14 protein-coding genes are annotated in these 19247 nt (G+C 72.9%); 9 read left to right on the top strand and 5 right to left on the bottom strand.

Annotated elements, in window-relative coordinates:
* Positions 1–25: 25 nt before the first annotated feature.
* On the top strand, positions 26–2218 hold the full coding sequence (locus tag ABT025_RS33790) for an alpha-galactosidase (protein ID WP_351002475.1): 2193 nt from the start codon (positions 26–28) through the stop codon (positions 2216–2218).
* Positions 2219–2280: 62 nt separating this feature from the next.
* Here ABT025_RS33790 and ABT025_RS33795 read toward each other — a convergent pair whose 3' ends face one another.
* The 4 genes from ABT025_RS33795 to ABT025_RS33810 form a co-directional block, all read right to left on the bottom strand.
* Positions 2281–3339, bottom strand: a complete 1059-nt coding sequence (locus tag ABT025_RS33795) for a phosphotransferase family protein (RefSeq protein WP_351002476.1) — start codon at positions 3337–3339, stop codon at positions 2281–2283.
* 174 nt (positions 3340–3513) lie between these two features.
* Positions 3514–5178 (bottom strand): ABC-F family ATP-binding cassette domain-containing protein, encoded by a 1665-nt coding sequence (locus ABT025_RS33800; protein WP_351002477.1) that lies wholly within the window; start codon positions 5176–5178, stop codon positions 3514–3516.
* A gap of 78 nt (positions 5179–5256) precedes the next feature.
* Entirely contained in the window at positions 5257–6891 is a 1635-nt protein-coding gene (gene abc-f / locus ABT025_RS33805) for a ribosomal protection-like ABC-F family protein (RefSeq protein ID WP_351002478.1), read from the bottom strand.
* A 366-nt stretch (positions 6892–7257) separates the two neighbouring features.
* Complete coding sequence (locus ABT025_RS33810; RefSeq protein WP_351002479.1) at positions 7258–8925, bottom strand: IclR family transcriptional regulator domain-containing protein; 1668 nt, start codon at positions 8923–8925, stop codon at positions 7258–7260.
* Positions 8926–9097: 172 nt separating this feature from the next.
* Between ABT025_RS33810 and ABT025_RS33815 the strand changes: the two genes are divergently transcribed.
* From ABT025_RS33815 to ABT025_RS33850, 8 genes are all read left to right on the top strand, one after another.
* A complete protein-coding gene (locus tag ABT025_RS33815; RefSeq protein ID WP_351002480.1) occupies positions 9098–9883 on the top strand; it encodes a CoA transferase subunit A in 786 nt (261 codons plus the stop codon).
* A complete protein-coding gene (locus tag ABT025_RS33820) occupies positions 9880–10527 on the top strand; it encodes a CoA transferase subunit B (protein WP_351002481.1) in 648 nt (215 codons plus the stop codon). Before ABT025_RS33815 ends, ABT025_RS33820 begins: the two co-directional genes overlap by 4 nt.
* Before the next feature lie 132 nt (positions 10528–10659).
* A complete protein-coding gene (pcaH, locus tag ABT025_RS33825; protein ID WP_351002482.1) occupies positions 10660–11457 on the top strand; it encodes a protocatechuate 3,4-dioxygenase subunit beta in 798 nt (265 codons plus the stop codon).
* The gene (pcaG, locus tag ABT025_RS33830) at positions 11457–12059 is read left to right on the top strand and encodes a protocatechuate 3,4-dioxygenase subunit alpha (protein ID WP_351002483.1); all 603 of its coding nucleotides are present in this window, start codon (positions 11457–11459) and stop codon (positions 12057–12059) included. The genes pcaH and pcaG overlap by 1 nt, the downstream gene beginning before the upstream one ends.
* A complete protein-coding gene (locus ABT025_RS33835; protein ID WP_502972087.1) occupies positions 12046–13587 on the top strand; it encodes a lyase family protein in 1542 nt (513 codons plus the stop codon). The genes pcaG and ABT025_RS33835 overlap by 14 nt, the downstream gene beginning before the upstream one ends.
* A gap of 234 nt (positions 13588–13821) precedes the next feature.
* On the top strand, positions 13822–15027 hold the full coding sequence (gene pcaDC / locus ABT025_RS33840) for a bifunctional 3-oxoadipate enol-lactonase/4-carboxymuconolactone decarboxylase PcaDC (RefSeq protein ID WP_351002484.1): 1206 nt from the start codon (positions 13822–13824) through the stop codon (positions 15025–15027).
* Positions 15028–15030: 3 nt separating this feature from the next.
* Positions 15031–16206 (top strand): 4-hydroxybenzoate 3-monooxygenase, encoded by a 1176-nt coding sequence (locus ABT025_RS33845; RefSeq protein ID WP_351002485.1) that lies wholly within the window; start codon positions 15031–15033, stop codon positions 16204–16206.
* A 264-nt stretch (positions 16207–16470) separates the two neighbouring features.
* Positions 16471–17700 carry an MFS transporter gene (locus ABT025_RS33850; protein WP_351002486.1) on the top strand — a complete coding sequence of 410 codons (1230 nt, stop codon included), beginning with the start codon at positions 16471–16473 and terminating at the stop codon, positions 17698–17700.
* Positions 17701–17778: 78 nt separating this feature from the next.
* Here the strand turns inward: ABT025_RS33850 and ABT025_RS33855 are convergent, their stop codons facing one another.
* Positions 17779–19239, bottom strand: a complete 1461-nt coding sequence (locus ABT025_RS33855; protein ID WP_351002489.1) for a sulfatase-like hydrolase/transferase — start codon at positions 19237–19239, stop codon at positions 17779–17781.
* Positions 19240–19247 lie beyond the last annotated feature (8 nt).

Below are 19247 nucleotides of genomic sequence, written 5' to 3' on the forward strand. Positions count from 1 at the left end.
CCCACCGGTTCCGAGAGGACACCGCATGACCCTCAGCACCACCCGGATCGCACACCTGCGCGCAGCCGGGGTGAGCTTCGTCGTCGAGCTCCGAGCTCCGCTGCCCCGCATCCTGCACTGGGGCGAGGACCTCGGGGAGCTGACCGATGACGGTCTCGCGTCCCTTGCCCTGTCGGCGGACGGAGCCTCGCTCCACTGCGCACTCGACGAACCGCGGCAGTTCACGGTCTGGCCGACCCAGGCCGAAGGCTGGTCGGGCACCCCCGCGCACGAGGGCCACCGTGCCGGGACGGCCACCACGCCCCGCGTCACGATGACCGGCGCCGAGGAGAGCCCGGACGCACTCGTCATCGCTCTCCGGGACTCCGACGCCGGGCTCGACCTCGCACTCACCTATCGGCTCGACCCGTCCGGTGTCCTGGGCGTGCGCACCCGGATGTCCTCCCCGCCCGATGCCCCCGGCCCCGCCCCGTACGATCTCGCCGCCACCACGGCCCTGCTCCCGCTGCCGAACCGCGCCCAGGAGATCCTCGACTTCACCGGCAAGTGGTGCCGCGAACGCTCCCCGCAGCGCGCCCCGCTCGCCTTCGCCGGCCACGTCCGCGAGGTCCGCCGGGGACGCCCCGGGCTGGACGCGCCCTATCTGCTGACGGTCGGTGTGCCCGGCTTCGGGTTCCGTACGGGCGAGGTCTGGGCCCTGCACGTCGGCTGGAGCGGCAACCAGCGCTGGCTGGCCGAGCGGCTGCCCGAAGGCGCCGGGGTGCACGGCGGCGTCCTCGGCGGGGGCGAACTGCTCTCGCCCGGTGAGATCCGGCTCGCACCGGGTGACAGCTACACCTCGCCCGAGTGCTACTTCGCGTGGTCCGCCGAAGGTCTGGACGGCCTCGCCGGACGCTTCCACACGATGCTCCGCTCCCGCCCCGGGCACCCGTCGTCACCGCGCCCGCTGACGCTGAACACCTGGGAAGCGGTCTACTTCGACCACCGTCCCGAACGGCTCCTCGCACTGGCCGACGCCGCTGCCGCCGTCGGGGTGGAGCGCCTGGTCCTGGACGACGGCTGGTTCCTCGGCCGCCGCGACGACACGGCCGGACTCGGCGACTGGACGGTCGACCCGCAGATGTGGCCCCAGGGGCTGACCCCGCTGGCGGACCGGGTGCACGGCCACGGCATGCGGTTCGGACTCTGGGTGGAACCGGAGATGGTGAACCTCGAATCGAACCTCGCGCGGGAGCACCCCGAGTGGATCCTCGGCCCGTCCGCGGGCCTGGGGCCCAGCTCCCGCCGGCAGTACGTGCTGAACGTGGCCCACGACGAGGCGTTCGCGTATCTCCTGGAATCGCTGGACGCACTCGTCGCCGAGTACCGCATCGACTACCTGAAGTGGGACCACAACCGGGAACTGCACGAGGCGGTCCACCGCGGCACGAACGCCGGTGACCGGCCCGGGGTGCACGCCCAGACACGGGCCCTGTACCGGCTGATGGACGCTCTCAGGTCCCGCCGCCCCGGCCTGGAGATCGAGTCGTGTTCCAGCGGCGGCGGACGCGTCGACCTGGGAGTCCTCGCCCGAACGGACCGGGTGTGGGCATCGGACTGCAACGACCCCGTGGAGCGTCAGTCCATCCAGCGCTGGACGGGGCAGTTGCTGCCGCCCGAACTCGTCGGCGCCCATGTCGGGGGACCGCGCAGCCACACGACGGGCCGGGTCGCCGACGACTCGTTCCGCCTGATCACCGCACTGTTCGGACACGCGGGCATCGAGGACGACCTGACCGCCCGCACGTCCACGGAACGGGAGGCGCTGACCCGGTGGGCGGCGCTCTACAAAGAGGTGCGCGGGCTGCTCCACGCCGGACGGGTCGTCAGGGCGGACCTCGGCGACGACGCGACGTACCTCCACGGAGTCGTCGCACCGGACACCCGTTCCGCGCTGTACTGCTGGGCGCGGACGGCGACCTCCGTGCCGGCGCAGTCGGGCCGTGTCCGCCTGCCCGGCCTGGCCCCCGGCCGGCCCTACCGGGTCCGTATCCGCGCGGAGGCCGGGCTGCCCTCCATGCACCAGGTCACTGCCCCCGCCTGGTACCGGGAGGCGGTCAAGGACTGGGTCCCGATGCCGGGCGCGGTACTGACCGGTGCGGGGCTGCCCCTGCCGACGCTCAACCCTGGACAGGCCCTGCTGATCGAGGTGGCCGCACCGGAGGTGGTGAACCGGTGAGAGCACGCACCGGACACCGCGGGCCCCGCCCTCCGGGCCGACGACGATGCGTTGCGGACGCGCTAGTACCAAGGGCGGGTGTCGTGTGCGGGCAGCGGCCGCAGTTCCGGCCAGCGTTCCAACAGGCGCACGGCCAGGGTGGAGCTGAGGCGGCCCACTGCGTGCAGGAGGTCGTTGTTGCGGGTCAGGTCGGCGACCACGCCGAGTCGGTGGACGAGCCGCTCGCGGGCGGAGATGTAGCCCCACTCGAAGTCCTCGGTGGGCACCCGGGCGAGCTGGTCGACCGTCCCTCGGTGCGCCCGCTCGACGAGCGCGTCGCCCTGGATCAGCCAGCCGGCGCACGCGTCAGCCAGATCACCCGGCACATCCCTGCCGGTGAGGCCGCGCCAGGTGGTCCGGTAGATGTTCTCGACCTCCGCGAGCGGGGCCGCCGTGACCGACATCGCGCACCAGCAGGTGGGGAAGCCGATGCGGAAGAACGCGAGCTCGACCAGTCCGTTGCCGAGGGAGGCCCGTTCGAAGTCGACGAAACGGACGCCGCCGGTGGTGCGCAGGTCGTTGCCGGGGCACGGGTCCCCGTGCAGCAGCGCATGGTGCGGCGTGGGGTCCAACCGTTCGAGGAGAGCGGTGAGTTCATCGGACACCGCGGACGGGACGGGCACGTCGAGCGTCCTGGCCAGGGTGAGGAAGGACTCCGCGTCGGCGGCCGTCGGCCCAGACCAGGACGGGAGCGCGCCCGCGTCGGCGGGCCCGGTCAGGGCATGCAGTCGGGCGAGCGACTCGGCGTACCCCGGCATCCAGTCGGCCACCTTGCCGAGGTCGTCCAGGTGCTCTAGGACCATCACCCGCGCGGACGGCTCCGTGGCGAGCACCGCGGGGGCCACGGCTGGCCCGGTGGCCCGCCCCGCCAGGCGCAGCCCGGCGACTTCCCGCGCGAAGCGCGTGTCCGCGTCGGCTCCCGCGTCCCCGTCGTCGGTGATCTGCTTGACGATCACCTGACTTCGGTCGGCCAGCCGGACCCGCCACACCCGCGACCGCGGACTGCTGTCCAGGAGCTCGCTCTGCCGGGGGATGCCCACGGTGGAGCGCAGCGTTTCGTCGAACGGAAGCCGTTTCAGCATGCGGATGAGCCTATGGGATGTCCCGTCATCCCTGGCGGGCGCGCGACGACGGCTACGGCGCCTCGCCGCGTTGTCGGAACGCCCGAATACATCGGGTATGCGGACGCTCCTCAGCCTTGCGATGCACCGCATCCGAGGCCGCGCGCTGATCCACCACGGCTCACGGGGCAGCCCTCAAGGGCTGTCCAGGGCTGCACCGCAAGGCGATTCACGCTCCGGGAGCAGCCGCAGCTCCCGCCCCTGCCAGCGCCTCCGCAGCCAGCGGTCGTGACTGGCCAGGACGATGGCCCCTGGACCCGTGCCCAGGGCCTCCTCCAGCTCGTCGCACAGGCGCGGGGACAGGTGGTTCGTGGGCTCGTCGAGCAGCAGGAGCTGCGGCGGGCGTGCCGTCAGTACGGCCAGGGCGAGCCTGCGGCGCTGGCCGGCCGACACCTGCCGCACCGGCTTGTCGAGGTCTCCCTCATGCATCAGACCGAGCGAGACCAGCGGTACCTCCTCGGCCCGTTCGAAGCCGAGTGCCTGTTCGTACGTCTCCCGGACCGTACGGTCGGGCCTGGCGAACTCCGTGTCCTGGGCCAGCATCCCGACTGTCAGCCCCGACCGCCGGCCCACCTCGCCCCGGGCGGCGAGAGTGCCGGCGAGAACCGCGAGGAGAGTCGACTTCCCCGCACCGTTGCCACCGGAGACCAGCAGGCGTTCGGCCGCCGCGACGTCCAGGCGGTCCACGGCCAGCCGGCCCGGGACACGCACCCCGCGCAGGGATACGAGGGTGCCTTCAGCCGACGGCCCGGCCAGAGAGGTGTACCGGAACCGCAGCGGCGGGGGCGGCTCACCGATGCGGTTGCGCTCGAGCTCGTCCAGCCGGCGGGAGGCGTTGCGGACCCGGCGTGCGATCTGGCTCTGCACGCGCCCGGCCCGAAGGCCGTACCCCATCTTCTCGTTGTCCCGCGGTCCGCGGTCCGGCGCGACCATGCGTGCGGTCACATCGGCCGAGCGCCGCAACGCCGCCAGCTCCTGCTGCTCCTCCGCGTGACGGCGCTCCCAGCGGGCCCGCTCGGCGCGCTTCTCGGTCAGATAGCTGCTGTAGGCGCCGCCGAACCGTACGGGACCGTCGACGGCCGGATCGAGGTCGATCAGGTCCGTGCAGACGGCGTCGAGGAAGGCCCGGTCGTGGCTGGCGATCACCACGGGGCCCGGCATGCCGCGCAGTTGCTCCTCCACGAAGGCGGCGGCCTCGTCGTCGAGGTGGTTGGTCGGCTCGTCCAGCAGCAGAGCGGAGGGCCGTCGCACCAGCAGCGCGGCGAGTGCCAGACGGCCGCGCTGCCCGCCCGAGAGCGAGCCGAGCGTCCGCCCGTGCGGCAGCGCCGCGAGGCCGAGCCCGGTGAGCAGGACGGCGGCACGCCGGTCGGCGTCCCACGTCTCGCGTTCCTCGGCCTGTTGGAGCCGTCCGCCGTACGTCTCCAGGATCGCGGCGTGGTCGGGGGAGCTCTGCGGGGTGCGGGCGAGCAGCCCGGAGAGCCGGTCGAGCTCCGCCAGGTCCGACCGGGCCTCGTGGAGGGCGTCGTCCAGTACGTCGGTGATCGTCGACCCGGTGTCGAATGCCATCTCCTGGTGCAGGAAGCCGACATCGCCAGGCCGGGTGACGCTGCCGGAGTCGGGTTCGTCCGTCCCGGCGAGGAGCCGCAGCAGAGTCGACTTGCCGACCCCGTTCTCCCCGATCAGACCGATGCGGTGACCGGGCGACGCGGTGAGCGACACTCCGTCGAGTACGCGCCGCGCACCGAAGGTGCGGACGAGGTCGTGCGCGAGCAGGGCGGGCGAGGGTGTGGGGTTGCTCATCGTTGCCTCCAACGTGATCGGTTCTCGGCCCGCCGGGCACTCGGCCTCGGGGACGGGCCAGGACGGCACGTCAGGAGGTCACGTCTGCGGCGCTCCGGTCTCCAGCAGCTCCCCGTCGGCCAGCCTCAGCCACCGGTTCACCCCGATCCGTTCGAGGAACCGCTCGTCATGGCTGACGACCACGAACGCCCCCCGGTAGGAGCCAAGCGCGCTTTCCAGCTGATCGGCGCTGACCAGGTCGAGGTTGTTGGTCGGCTCGTCAAGGAGCAGCAGCTGCGGGGCCGGCTCCGCGCACAGGACACAGGCAAGCGTGGCCCGCAGGCGTTCGCCCCCGGACAGCACACCTACGGGCAGGTGGGCGCGGTCGCCGCGGAAGAGGAAGCGCGCGAGCAGGTTCATCCGCTCCGCCTCCGGCCTGTGCGGGGCGAACGCCGCGAAGTTCTCGGCCACCGTGCGGTCGAGGGCGAGCAGGTCGAGGCGTTGCGAGAGGTACGCGATCCGCCCGTCGGCACGCCTGATCTCACCGCCGTCCAGCGGCAGATCGCCGTTGATCAGGCGCAACAGAGTGCTCTTGCCTGCCCCGTTGGGCCCGGTGAGCGCGATGCGCTCGGGGCCCCGGATCGTCAGGTCGACGCCCTGGCCGGCGAACTGCTCCTGGCCGCCGCGGCGGACCCGCATCTGTTCACCGAGCAGGACGGTGCGCCCGGCGGGGACATCGGTTTCCGGGAGGTCGAGGGTGATGCGTTGTTCGTCGCGTACGGCGCGTCCCGCTTCGTCCAGCCGGGCCTTGGCGTCGCCGACCCGGGCGGCATGTGTCTGGCCTGCCCGGCCCGCGGACTCCTGGGCGCCCCGCTTCATGTTCCCCGCGAAGATGCGCGGCAGCCCCGCGTTCTTGAGGTTGCGGGCCGCGTTGCTCGCACGGCGCTCGGCCCGCTCACGCGCCTGCTGCAGCTCCCGCTTCTCCCTCTTCAGTTCCTGCTCGGCATTGCGGACGTTCTTCTCGGCCACCTCCTGCTCGGCCCGTACGGACTCCTCGTAGGCAGTGAAGTTGCCTCCGTACAGGCGTAGTTCGCTCGTGTTGAGTTCGGCGATGCGGTCCATCCGGTCGAGCAGTGCGCGGTCGTGGCTGACGAGCAGCAGGGTTCCGTTCCACGCTTCCAGCGTGTCGTGGAGCGTGCGGCGCGCGTCGATGTCGAGGTTGTTGGTCGGTTCGTCGAGCAGCAGGACGTCGGGCCGCTTCAGCAACTGGGCCGCCAGCCCGAGCGAGACGACCTGGCCGCCGCTGAGCGTGCCGATGCTGCGGTCGAGGGTGATGCCCTCCAGCCCGAGCCGGTCCAGCTGGGCACGGGTGCGCTCCTCGATGTCCCAGTCGTCGCCGATGACTGCGAAGTGGTCCTCGTCCACGTCGCCGGACTCGACGGCGTCCAGCGCGCGGATCACCGCGTCGACGCCCAGAACCTCCGCCACCGACAGTTCGCCGGTCAGGGGGAGGCTCTGCGGGAGGTAGCCGAGTGTGCCGCCCACGGTCACGGATCCGGTGGCGGGGCGCAGCTCTCCGGCGATCAGCTTGAGCAGGGTGCTCTTGCCGGACCCGTTGGGCGCGACGAGGCCGGTACGGCCGGTGCCCACGGTGAAGGAGAGATCGGCGAAGACGGGGGTGTCGTCGGGCCAGGAGAAGGACAGGTTGGAGCAGATGACGGAAGCGTCGGACATGCGGGAGACCTCGCGTGTGATTTCCGGGGTCGGCACGGACTGCCGCCCCGGAGGAGTGGCCGAAGGGAACAACGACATGGCCACTGCGGTGGCGCCCCTGGGCGCCCGCGGTGGCCGATCACATCCGGGTATCACCCGGAGATGTCGTCGTCGCCTGCCATGTCTGGTCTCCTCGGTACACGCTGAAAGGCGTGACGATCTTAGCAGTCGAGCCGCGTCCCGGCTCTTCGATTTCGCCTGCGTCCTGCCCCGCCGCTCTCGCGGGCGCGGAACCCGCCGGCCCACTCCGAGGGTGGTCGGGCGACGCTCCAGCACCCTCCGGCGGAACCCGGCACCGAGCGCGGTGCGAACGCCCGACCCGCGGGATCACGTCGCCGGGACCCGGAGGTGCCGCTCGGTGATGTGCAGGTCGCCCTCGATGCGGGCGGCTGCCGCGCGAAGGCGGGGCAGCACCTCCGTGACGCATTCCTCCAGGGTGCGGCTGCTGCTGTGCATGGCCACGTTGACCGCGGCCACGACCGTGCCGCGGCGGTCGCGGAGGGGGACGGCGACCGAACGCAGACCCACCTCCAACTCCTCGTCGACCAGGGCGTAACCGTCGGCCCGGACACGGTCGAGGGTGGCCCGGAGTTCGTCGGGCAGGGTGATGGTGTACGGGGTCAGGGCGTGCGGTTCCGTACGGGCGAGGCGGGCTTCGCGCTCCTCCGGCGGCAGGGTTGCGAGCAGGACGCGGCCCATGGAGGTCGCGTGCGCGGGAAACCGGGTGCCGACCGTGATGTTGACGTTCATGATGCGCCGGGTCGCGACGCGCCCCGTGTACTGGACGTCGTCGCCGACGAGGACGGCGAGCGAGGCCGAGTCCCGGACCTGCTCGGTCAGCGCGGCGAGGTGGGGCTGGGCGATCTGCGGCAGCGTCGCGCGGGACAGCGGCGGGAAGCCGAGGGCCAGCACGCGCGGGGTGAGGTGGTGCGCCCGGCTCTGCGTGGCGACGTATCCGAGGTGTTCCAGGGTGATCAGGGCACGTCGGGCGGTTGCCCTGGCCAGACCGGTCGCCCGCGCGACGTCGGTCAGTGTCAGCGCGTCCCGGCCCTCACCGAAGGACGCCAGCACGGTCAGCCCGCGCGCGAGCGACTCGATGAACTCGCGGCCCAGCTCCTGCTTCGACGCCCCTGTCCAGGAGGCCAGTGCGGTGGGGGAGTCCGGGTGGACGGCGGGAGGGGCCTGGCGGAGGACCTGTTCCATGGCCGCGGCGGCCGTCAGCAACCGGGGCAGCAGGGTTTCGTGCAGGGAGGCCGCGGTGTGCCGGCTGGTGTGGCTCACGACGCTGACGAGGCAGGCGACCTCGCCCTCGGGGGAGCGGACCGGCACGGCCAGTGCGACGAGACCGGGCTCGATCCGCTGGTCGTCCAGGGCCCAGCCGTCGTGGCGCGCCCGTTCCGCACGTACGGCGAACTCCTTCTCGTCCGAGCACGGGTGCGGGGGCACGGCGGGGAAGGCCAGACCCTCGGGGTCCGATGCGCGGCGCTCCCGCCACCGCTGCCACGCCCGCGCGTCCCAGTCGGCTGCCAACAGCGGCCCGGGGGCGGTCCGTTCGGCGGGCAGCAGGTCGCCGATGCGGAAGCTCAGCGACATCGCGCGACGCCGGGTGGCCTGATGGATGAAGCGGATGCCGTCGCCGTCGCCGACCGCGAGGGACACCGACTCGTCGAGTTCGTCCGCCAGTGCGTCGGCGCGCCGGCCGAGCAGTGACGGAAGGCGGAGAGCGGAGAGGTAGGCGTTGCCCAGTTCCATGAGGCGCGGGGCGAGCGTGATGTCGCGGCCGTCCACACGTACGTACTCCATGCGGGCCAGGGTCGCGGTGATCCGGTCGACCGTGGAACGGGCCAGGCCGGTGGCGCGCTCGACGGCGCTGGGGCTCATCGTCCCGCCCTCGTCGGTGAGCCGGCGAAGGACCGTGATGCCGCGCATCAGCGGGGCGACGGCCTCGGCCGGTTCCGGCGTCTCGGCCTGCTGGAGCGTGGGGGTCGGTGGCATCGGCTCTCCGTCGTGCGTCGTGGGGACACAGTAGTGAACAAGGGCAGGTGAGGGGCGGTCCGCCCGGCAGCGGCGGTCCGCCGACCGTTGACAGGATTCCGGACGGGCGGCAGACTCCGTGCCAAGAATAGTGAAAGAAACTTCACTCTGCGAACAACTGAGGGAAGGTCCCATGGACAAGGTGGTCGCCTCTGCCGCGCAAGCCGTGGCCGACGTGCCGGACGGCGCGTCGATCGCGGTGGGCGGCTTCGGACTCAGTGGCGTTCCCGACGCCCTGATCGCCGCACTCCACGAACAGGGCACCGGCGGTCTGCGCGTCGTCTCCAACAACTGCGGCGCGCAGGAATCGGGGCTCGCGGTACTGCTGACCGCGGGCCGGATCAGCCGGGTCACCGGCTCGTACATCGGCGGCAACAAGGAGTTCGGCCGCCAGTACCTGGCCGGTGAGCTGGAGCTGGAACTCATCCCGCAGGGCACCCTCGCCGAGCGGCTGCGTGCCGGCGGCTCGGGCATTCCCGCCTTCTACACCCCGGCCGGAGTCGGCACCCTGGTCGCCGACGGCGGAATGCCCTGGCGCTACGACGGGAACGGCGGCGTCGCGGTCAGCTCCCCGGCCAAGGAGGTGCGCGACTTCGACGGCACCTCCTACGTCCTGGAGCGCGGCATCCGCACCGACTTCGCCCTGGTCAGGGCAGCCAGGGGAGATCGGCACGGGAACCTCGTCTTCAACAAGGCGGCCCGCAACTTCAACCCCCTCGCCGCCATGGCCGGCCGCATCACGATCGCCGAGGTCGAGGAACTGGTCGAGCCCGGCGAGATCGACCCCGACCACGTCCACCTGCCCGGCATCTTCGTCCGGCGTGTGGTCGCGCTGACCCCGGAGCAGGCGGCCGACAAGAGGATCGAGCAGCGCACCGTGACACCACGGAACACCCCGGACGAGGACGGTCCCCGATGAGCTGGAACCGCCAGGAGATGGCTGCCCGAGCGGCCGCCGAACTGCGCGACGGCGAGTACGTCAACCTGGGCATCGGCCTGCCGACGCTCATCCCCAACCACCTGCCCGACGGCGTGCACGTCGTCCTCGAATCCGAGAACGGCATCCTGGGCACCGGCCCCTTCCCGTACGACGAGGACGTCGATCCCGACCTGATCAACGCCGGCAAGGAGACGGTCACCGTCCTGCCGGGGGCCTCCTTCTTCGACTCGGCGCTCTCCTTCGGCATGATCCGCGGCGGTCACATCGACACGGCCGTGCTCGGCGCGATGCAGGTGTCCGCAGGCGGCGACCTGGCCAACTGGGCCGTGCCCGGCAAGCTCGTGACCGGGATCGGCGGCGCCATGGACCTTGTGCACGGCGCCCGCCGCGTCATCGTGACGATGACCCACACGGCCAAGGACGGCAGCCCGAAGATCGTCGAGGAGTGCACCCTGCCGCTCACCGGCCGGGCCTGCGTGCACCGGATCATCACGGACCTGGCCGTGCTCGACGTGACTCCCGACGGACTCGTCCTGGTGGAGACCGCACCGGGCGTCGACGTCGCCGAGGTGCTCGCCCGGACCGCCGCCCCGGTCCGCATCGGTGCGCCGGCCAAACCGTGAGATCCGCCCGTCCCGCCCGCGGAGCCATGCCGTGAGACCCGGCCCGCGCGCGGCCGCCCCTTGCGCGGTCGCGCCTCGCACCGGCGCCCGGCAGGCAGCCGCCCCCGTACCGCACAGGAAGGACCGACACCCATGACCACCTCCTCCGCCCCGGCCGTCCCCCGCGTGCTGACCCAGGCAGACATCACCGCCGAGATCACCACGGCACACGAGGGCTACGCCACGTCCCTCGCCGACGGCGCGCCCGTGCGCCTCCACCCCGCCCGGGACTACGCCCCTTACCGGAGCAGCACCCTGCGCCACCCGAAACGGCCGCTGATCGCGGTGGGCGCCGACCCGGAGGCCGTCGAACTCTCAGGCCCCGTCTTCGGTGTCACCGACATCACCGATCTCGACCACGACCTCACCAGACAGCACCACGGCGAACCCCTGGGTGAGCGGATCACGGTCACCGGACGGGTCCTCGACCGGTCGGGCCGTCCCGTGCGCGGCCAGCTCGTCGAGATCTGGCAGGCCAACGCGTCGGGCCGCTACGCCCACCTGCGCGATCAGCACCCCGCCCCCATCGACCCGAACTTCACCGGTGTGGGACGCTGCCTGACCGACGATCAGGGCGGGTACTCCTTCACCACCGTCAAACCGGGCGCCTACCCCTGGCGCAACCACAACAACGCCTGGCGTCCCGCCCACATCCACTTCTCGCTGTTCGGGGACGCGTTCACCCAGCGTCTGATCACCCAGATGTACTTCCCGGGCGACCCGCTCTTCGCCTACGACCCGATCCTCCAGTCCGTCACCGACGACGACGCCCGCGGCCGGCTCGTCGCGGAGTACGACCACGACCTGTCCACCCCCGAATGGTCACTCGGCTACCGCTGGGACATCGTCCTGGACGGCCCGTCCGCTACCTGGATCGAGGAGGGCCGCTGATGTCGGCCACGACACCCGCCACCGCACCCGGGGAGCTCCTGCCCACCCCGTCCCAGACCGTCGGACCCTTCTACGGGTACGCCCTGCCCTTCGCGGCCGGCGGTGACATCGCCCCCGCCGGCCACCCCGGCACCGTCGTCCTGCACGGCCACGTCTTCGACGGGGCCGGTGCGCCGGTGCCCGACGCCCTCGTCGAGGTGTGGCAGCCCGCACCCGACGGCTCCCGGCACGGGGCGCCCGGCTCGCTGCGCCGGGACCCCGTCACCGGGGCGGTCATCGGCCGCCACGGAGTCGGCTTCACCGGCTTCGGCCGGGTGGCGACGGACGCCGACGGGCACTACACCGTACGGACGCTGCCGCCGGGCGGAGCCCCGTACCTCGCGCTCGTGGTCTTCGCCCGTGGGCTGACGCACCACCTGTGCACCCGCGCCTATCTGCACGACGCCGCAGGCCTCGACGAGGACCGGCTGCTCGCGGCGCTTCCCGGGGAGCGGCGGGCCACGCTCGTCACCACGCCGGAGGACACCGGCATCCACCGGTTCGACATCCGTCTGCAGTACGACGGGGTACATGAGGAGACGGTCTTCCTTGACTTCGGCTGACGCGGCGGGTTCGGCTGACGCGGCGGGTTCGGCTGACGCGGCGGGTTCGGCGTACACGGCAGGTTCGGCGTACACGGCGGGCGGCGCCGCGGCTTCCGCTGACGCGGCGGCCGACGTCGGCCTGCTGGCTCCGGTCCGCGCCGGAACGGCGGTCGAGGAGGCGACGGGCGACGCCGCGTACGTGCGCGCACTGCTCGACGCCGAGACGGCGCTCGTCCGCGCCCAGGAATCGCTCGGCCACGCCCCGGCCGGGGCGGCGGAAGCCGTCGCGTCGGCCGCGGCCGACACGGGCCGCTTCGCCCCCCGCGCCCTGGCGCTGCGGGCCCGGTCCGGTGGGAACCCGGTCATCCCGCTGGCAGCCGACCTGACGGCCGCGGTCGCCGAACGGTCCCCGGAGGCCGCCGCACATGTCCACCGGGGCGCGACCAGCCAGGACATCCTCGACACCGCCGCGATGCTGGTGGCGTCCGAGGCGACGCACCTGATCCTGGCCGACCTCGACCGTGCTGCCGCCGCCCTGGCGCGCATCGCCGCCGAGCACCGGGACACGCCGATGGCGGGCCGCACCCTCACCCAGCACGCCGTGCCGACCACCTTCGGCCTGAAGGTGGCGGGCTGGCGCAGTCTCGTCCTCGACGCCCACGACCGGCTCGCGGCGGTCAGGGCCGCACTTCCGGTGCAACTGGGAGGAGCCGCAGGGACGTTGGCGGCCTTCGCGGCCTTCGCCGAGGCAGAGGAGCCTCTCGCGGGGAGGTCCGGTGCGTCAGACGGCGAAGCTGTGGCCCAGGAGGCCGGCCCCATGGTCGTCGAGGCGTACGCGGCCGCGACCGGACTGGCCGCGCCTCCGCTGCCCTGGCACACCCTGCGCACCCCGGTCGCCGACCTCGGCGGCGCCCTGGCCTTCACCGCCGGGGCACTCGGCAAGCTCGCCGCGGACGTCCTCGTCCTCTCCCGCACCGAGATCGGCGAGGTCTCCGAGAGCACCGGCGGGGCATCGTCCGCGATGCCGCACAAGGCGAACCCCGCCCGCGCCGTCCTCATCGCCTCCGCTGCCCGCCAGGTCCCCGCACTCGCGGGGATCCTCTACAGCTCCCTCGCCGCCGAGGACGAACGCCCGCCCGGCGCGTGGCACGCCGAATGGCAGCCCCTGCGCGAGGCACTGCGCTCGGTGGGAGGAGCCGCCGACGCGGCGGTCGCCCTGACCGAGGGGCTGCGTGTCCACCCCGGACGGATGCGCGAGAACCTCGACGCGACCGGCGGACTGATCGTCAGCGAACGGATCGTCGCCGTCCTCACGGCCAGGATCGGGCGGGCAGCGGCCCGCACGGCGGTGACCGAGGGGGCCGCCCGCGCGGCGCGCGACGGAATCCGCCTCCACGAAGCCCTGGTCCAGGACCCCGCACTGGCGGGCGCGGTGACGCCGGACGAACTGACGGCCCTCACCGACCCGTCCGGATACACCGGGGCGGCCGGTCCCCTCGTCGACCGCGCGCTGCGCCGCCACAACGAGGGGAGTGCTCCGGAATGACACCCGGGCCGCACGCAACGGCCCCGACACGCATCTGCTGCCCGGCGTCGGCGCACCCGTACCGTGTACGTCCGCCTGCGCGCCCGCACCGCGCTTGCCCGCCGGCGCATCCGCACCGCGCCTGTGCGTCGGCGCACCCGTCCCGTGCTGTGTGTCAGCGCACCGACACCGTGCATGTCCGGCAGTTGCCGCCGGGCACCCCTCACCACCGGCACCGGCCGGTCCAGGAGCCCCATGACCATCCTGCGCACACCCGACGCCTCCACCGCGCGCCTGCTCCACCACCAGGTGGACGGCCCCCTCTCCGGACCGCCGCTCCTCCTCGGGCCGTCCCTCGGCACCGCACTGTCCGTCTGGGACGCGCAGATCGCCGCACTGGCCCACGACCACCGCGTGGTCCGCTGGGACCTTCCCGGCCACGGCTCCACCCCCGCAGCGCTGTTCCCCGCAGGCAGTGGCGTCGCAGAGCTGGGCCGACAGGTGCTCCGCCTCGCGGACGCCCTCGGTATCGAGCGCTTCGCGTACGCGGGCATATCCCTCGGCGGCGCGGTCGGGACCTGGCTTGCCGTCCACCACCCCGACCGGATCGTGTCGCTCGCGCTCGTGTGCTCCTCGGCGCGCTTCGGTGAGCCGCAGGCCTGGCAGGATCGCGCGGCCCTCGTACGGTCCGAAGGCATCGGCCCGGTGGCCGACACCGCGGCGGGTCGCTGGTTCACCGCGGACTTCGCCGACAGCCCGGCGGCCCGTGCCGTCCTGGCGGAGCTGCGCCACGTCGACCCCCACGCGTACGCCTCGCTGTGCGACGCGCTCGCCGCACACGACCTGCGCGGCGAACTGGCACGCATCACCGCCCCCACGCTGATCGTGGCGGGCCGCGCCGACCCCGCGACCCCGGTCGCCCACGCCCGCGAACTGGCCGACGCGATCCCCGGCTCGACACTGGTCGAGCTTCCCGGCGCCTCCCACCTGGCCAACGTCGAACGCCCCGACCCCGTACGGGCCGCACTGCTGAGCCACTTCGCGGCCGGCACCGCGGCCGCCACCGACGACGCCTCCCGCCGTACCGCGGGTCTTGCCGTACGCCGTACCGTCCTCGGCGACGCGCACGTCGACCGGGCCATCGCCAGGACCACGCCGTTCACCGCCGTCTTCCAGGACTTCATCACCCGCTACGCGTGGGGCGAGGTGTGGACCAGGCCCGGCCTCGACCACCGGACCCGGCGCTGCCTCACCCTCACCGCCCTGGTGGCACTCGGCCACCACGAGGAACTGGCCATGCATCTGCGGGCCGCCCTCGGCAGCGGCGACCTCACGCCCGAGGACGTCCAGGAGGTCCTGCTCCAGGCAGCCGTCTACTGCGGAGTCCCGGCAGCCAACGCGGCGTTCGCCGCTGCGGACCGGATCCTCACCGAAATCACTCACGCCGACAGGGAGAAGTAGCCCATGCACACGACCGTAGGGATCATCGGCGGCGGACCGGCGGGCCTCCTGCTCGCCCGGCTGCTGCACCGCGCAGGTGTCGACTGCGTGGTCCTGGAGAGCCGCGACCGCGCGTACGTCGAACAGCGCCAGCGTGCCGGCATTCTCGAACAGCCCACGGTCGACGCGCTCCGCGAGGCCGGCGCCGCCCGGCGGCTCGACGCCGAGGGCCTGGTGCACGACGGCATCGAGCTGCGATGGGACGGCCGGGCCCACCGCGTCGACTTCCCCTCGCTCGCCGACGGCCGCCGGGTGTGGGTCTACGCCCAGACCGAGGTCGTCAAGGACCTCATAGCACTGCAAGTGGCTGACGGGGCACCGCTGTTCTTCGGCGCCCAGGTCACATCCGTCGAGGGGGCCGACACCGACCGGCCGACCGTCCACTACACCCACGAGGGCCGCGACAAGGTGCTCACCTGCGACTACGTGGTGGGCTGCGACGGGTTCCACGGCGTCACACGGGCCGCGATCCCCGTAGGAGTGCAGCGCACGTACGACCGGGTGTACCCGTACTCCTGGCTGGGGATCCTGGCCGACGTACCGCCGTCCTGCGACGAACTGATCTACGCCCACTCGCCGCGCGGCTTCGCGCTGCACAGTATGCGGTCGCCAGAGGTCAGCCGGCTCTACCTCCAGGTACCGAACGGCACCGACCCCGCAGACTGGTCCGATACACGGATCTGGGACGAACTCGACGCCCGCTTCGCCGTCGGCGGGGACTGGAAGCTGCGGCGCGGCCCCATTACGTCGAAGTCCGTTCTGCCGATGCGTAGTTCCGTCACCGAACCCATGCGGTACGGCCGCGTCCTGCTCGCGGGGGACGCCGCTCACATCGTCCCGCCCACCGGTGCGAAGGGGCTCAACCTGGCGGCGGCCGACGTCGTCGTGCTCGCCCGCGCCCTGGTGCGTCAGCACACGACCGGATCGTCCGACCTGCTGGACGCCTACTCCGACACCTGCCTGAGCCGGGTGTGGCGGGCCGAGCACTTCTCGTACTTCATGACCACCACGCTCCACACCGACCCGGAGCAGAGCGGTTTCGACACCCGGCTGCAGATCTCGCAGCTGGACCGGATCGCCGCCTCACCGCACGCAGCCGCCGAACTCGCGCAGAACTACGCCGGGCTGCCCCTGCCGTAGAGGGATCGGCGGGCAGGGCGGCGGTCCGTGTCACCGCGCCGTCGGGAATGTCCTCGGCTCCGCCGTCGCCGGGAGCATCCGCAGCTCCGCCGTCCTCGGGGCGGGGCGGCGGACGCGCGCTTCGTCGCGACCTCGGCGACGAGGCAGGCCGTCCGTCCCTCGGCGGAGCGAGACCGGAGCCGTCCGGGAACGGGCGAATGGCCCACCGGCACGGTGCCGAATTGCCCCACACCGGTGAGCCGCTCCCTGCGTAACGTCAGGGCCATGCCGAACCTTCTGCCACCGACCGGACCCCAACGCACCCTCTCGCTGGCCCAGTTGAGCAACTCGGTCGGCGACGGCGCGTACTACGTCACCTCGGCCCTCTACTTCACCCACGTGGTCGGTCTCGCCCCCGCCAGGATCGGGATCGGCCTCACCGTGGCCTGGGCGGTCGGCTCGGTCGCCGGAGTGCCGCTCGGCCGGATCGCGGACCGCCGGGGCCCGCGGGGAACGGCGGTGCTCCTGGCCGTCGCGACCGGTGTCGCGGTCGCGTCCTTCCTCGTCGTACGGGACTTCGCACTGTTCCTCGCGGCCGCCTGCCTCTACGCCACCGCGCAGTCGGGCCTTGCTGCCGCCCGCCAGGCGCTGCTCGCGGGCCTGGTCGCCAAGGAGGAGCGCACCGGCGCGCTCGCCCATCTGCAGTCGACGCTCAACGCGGGCCTTGCCGTGGGCGCCGCGCTCGGCGGCCTCGCCCTGTCCGCGGGAACCACGGCGGCCTACCTCGCGGTGTTCGCCGTCGACGCCGCGAGCTTTCTGCTCTGCGCACTCGTCCTGCTGCGGCTGCCGGCCGTCGCGGCGGTGCCCGGGGACCGCCGCGCGAAACTCGCGGTGCTGCGGGACCGGCCGTACGCCGTCGTCGCACTTCTCAACACCGTGCTGCTCCTGCGCATGCCGTTGCTCAGCCTCGGCCTGCCGCTGTGGATCACCGAGCGGACCGAGGCTCCCGAGTGGCTGGTCTCCGCGCTGTTCGTGCTCAACACCGGTGCCGTGATGCTCTTCCAGGTCCGCACCGCCCGTTCCGTGAACGGGATCTCCACGGCAGCCCGCGCCCTTCGCCGGTCCGGTGCACTCATGGTCCTCACGTGCGCCGCCTTCGCCGTGTCGGCGGCGGACTCACCGTGGGTCGCGGTGACCGCCCTGGCCGTCGGCTCGGTGCTGCTGGTCGCGGCGGAGATGCTGCATTCGGCCGGCTCCTGGCAACTCTCCTTCGATCTGGCACCGGCGGGACGCATCGGTGAGTACCAGGGCTTCTTCGGCACCGGCGTCACCGTCGCCCGCACACTGGGCCCCCTCCTGCTCACCGGGCTGCTGGTCGGCTGGGGCACGGCGGGCTGGCTGCTGCTCGGCGCCATGGTCCTCGCCGCGTCGTACGCACTGGGGCCGGCGGCCCGGTGGGCGGCGGGGACGCGACAGGGGTCCGCTCCCGCGACCTGCGTGGCCGCGGGCGTCTGAGCAGACCGCGGAGGTCCGGGGCCGCTGCGCTTGAGCAGGGTTCGGACGCACGGGCCCCGGCGTCGAAGGCCGACGCGCTCAGGGACGCGGACGGTGACCGAACCGCACGCCCTCCCAGGGTGCCCCGGCCGGGAACGACTCCGCCCGGCGCTGGCCGGACGGGCGTGCGGCCGCCCGGTCGATCTCGGGCTTCACGTCCTCGATCCGCTCCAGCCAGTCCAGCAGTTCGCCACGCAGCTCGTCGGCGACCTCCCGGTGCGAGTCGAGCCCGGCGAGGTTGTCCAACTCGTACGGGTCGGCAGCCAGGTCGTACAGCTCCGTCTCCGTGTAGCGGTCCGCGCCCGGGTCGTTCCACGCGTCCGCGTCCGGCGCGTCCACCACGTACTTCCACCGGGAGGTACGCACCGCGCGCCCTACCCGGTCCTCGCTGATCTGGACGAACACGGAGCCTGGCCGGCCGGGATCACGGCCCCCGCCGGTCAGCGGGAGCAGGGAGCGTCCCTGGACGCCGTCGGGAACCGGGAGGCCCGCGGCCGACAGCAGGGTGGGCATCAGATCCACCGTCCCGACGGGCCGGCGGACGAGCCCGCCGCCGCTGAAGCCCGGTCCGGTGAGCGCGAGGGGCACATGGACGGACGCCTCATGGGCCGAGCGCTTGTACTCGCTGTTGCGGGTACGGAAGTGGGAACCGTGGTCCGCCGTCCAGGCCAGCACGGTGTTCTCCTCGGTTCCGATGCTCCGCAGGGCGTCGCGCAGCCGCCCCACGCCCTCGTCGACCCGCTTGATCTGCCCGAGGTAGCCGGCCAGATGGCGGTGCGCACCGCCCTGCGGGGCGTCCGGTGCGAGCGCGGCGAGATCCGGGGGCAGCCAGGCGCCCTCGTAGCGCTCGCGGTAGCCCGCAGGGGCCGGGTGGTCGTCGGTCGGATTCTGGTGGTGCGGCTCCAGCAGGGAGAGGAACAACAGGTACGGGCGGTCGTGGTGGTCGGCAACGAAACGGATCGCCGCGTCGATCAGGGCGTCCGAGCGGTATCCGGGCAGCCGGACGGGATCCCCGTCCTCGTCGTACACCACCGTGCGGTAGGCGTCCGAGGTGAACTCGAGCCGGTCCGAGGCGAGCCACCGCGCGTAGCCGCCCCGGCGGCCGGGTTCCACCGGGCCGTCCGGCTGGTCCTCGCCCGCCAGATGCCACTTGCCGACATAGCCCGTCGCATACCCGGCCGCCGCGAACTCCCCGGCCAGGGTGGGGAGGTCCTGGGGCAGCGGCAGCCCGTTGCGGAAGACGCCGGTGGAGGTCGGGAAGCGGCCGGTCTGCAGCGCCGAACGGGCGGGTGCGCAGACCGGGTTGGGGGTGATCGCCTGCTCGAAGAGGGTGCCCTCGCGGGCGATCCGGTCGAACTCGGGAGTCACCCCCGCCCGGTTGCCGTGCACGCCGGCCGTGTCCCAGCGCTGCTGGTCGGTGAGGATCACGATCACCTGCGGCTCCAGGTAGTAGCGGCGCTCCTCGTCGAGGGTGTCCCACTTGTTGAAGGCGACCACGATCGCGCGCC

It is taken from the genome of Streptomyces sp. NPDC002809 (genome assembly GCF_040295435.1).
Taxonomy (GTDB): Bacteria; Actinomycetota; Actinomycetes; order Streptomycetales; family Streptomycetaceae; genus Streptomyces.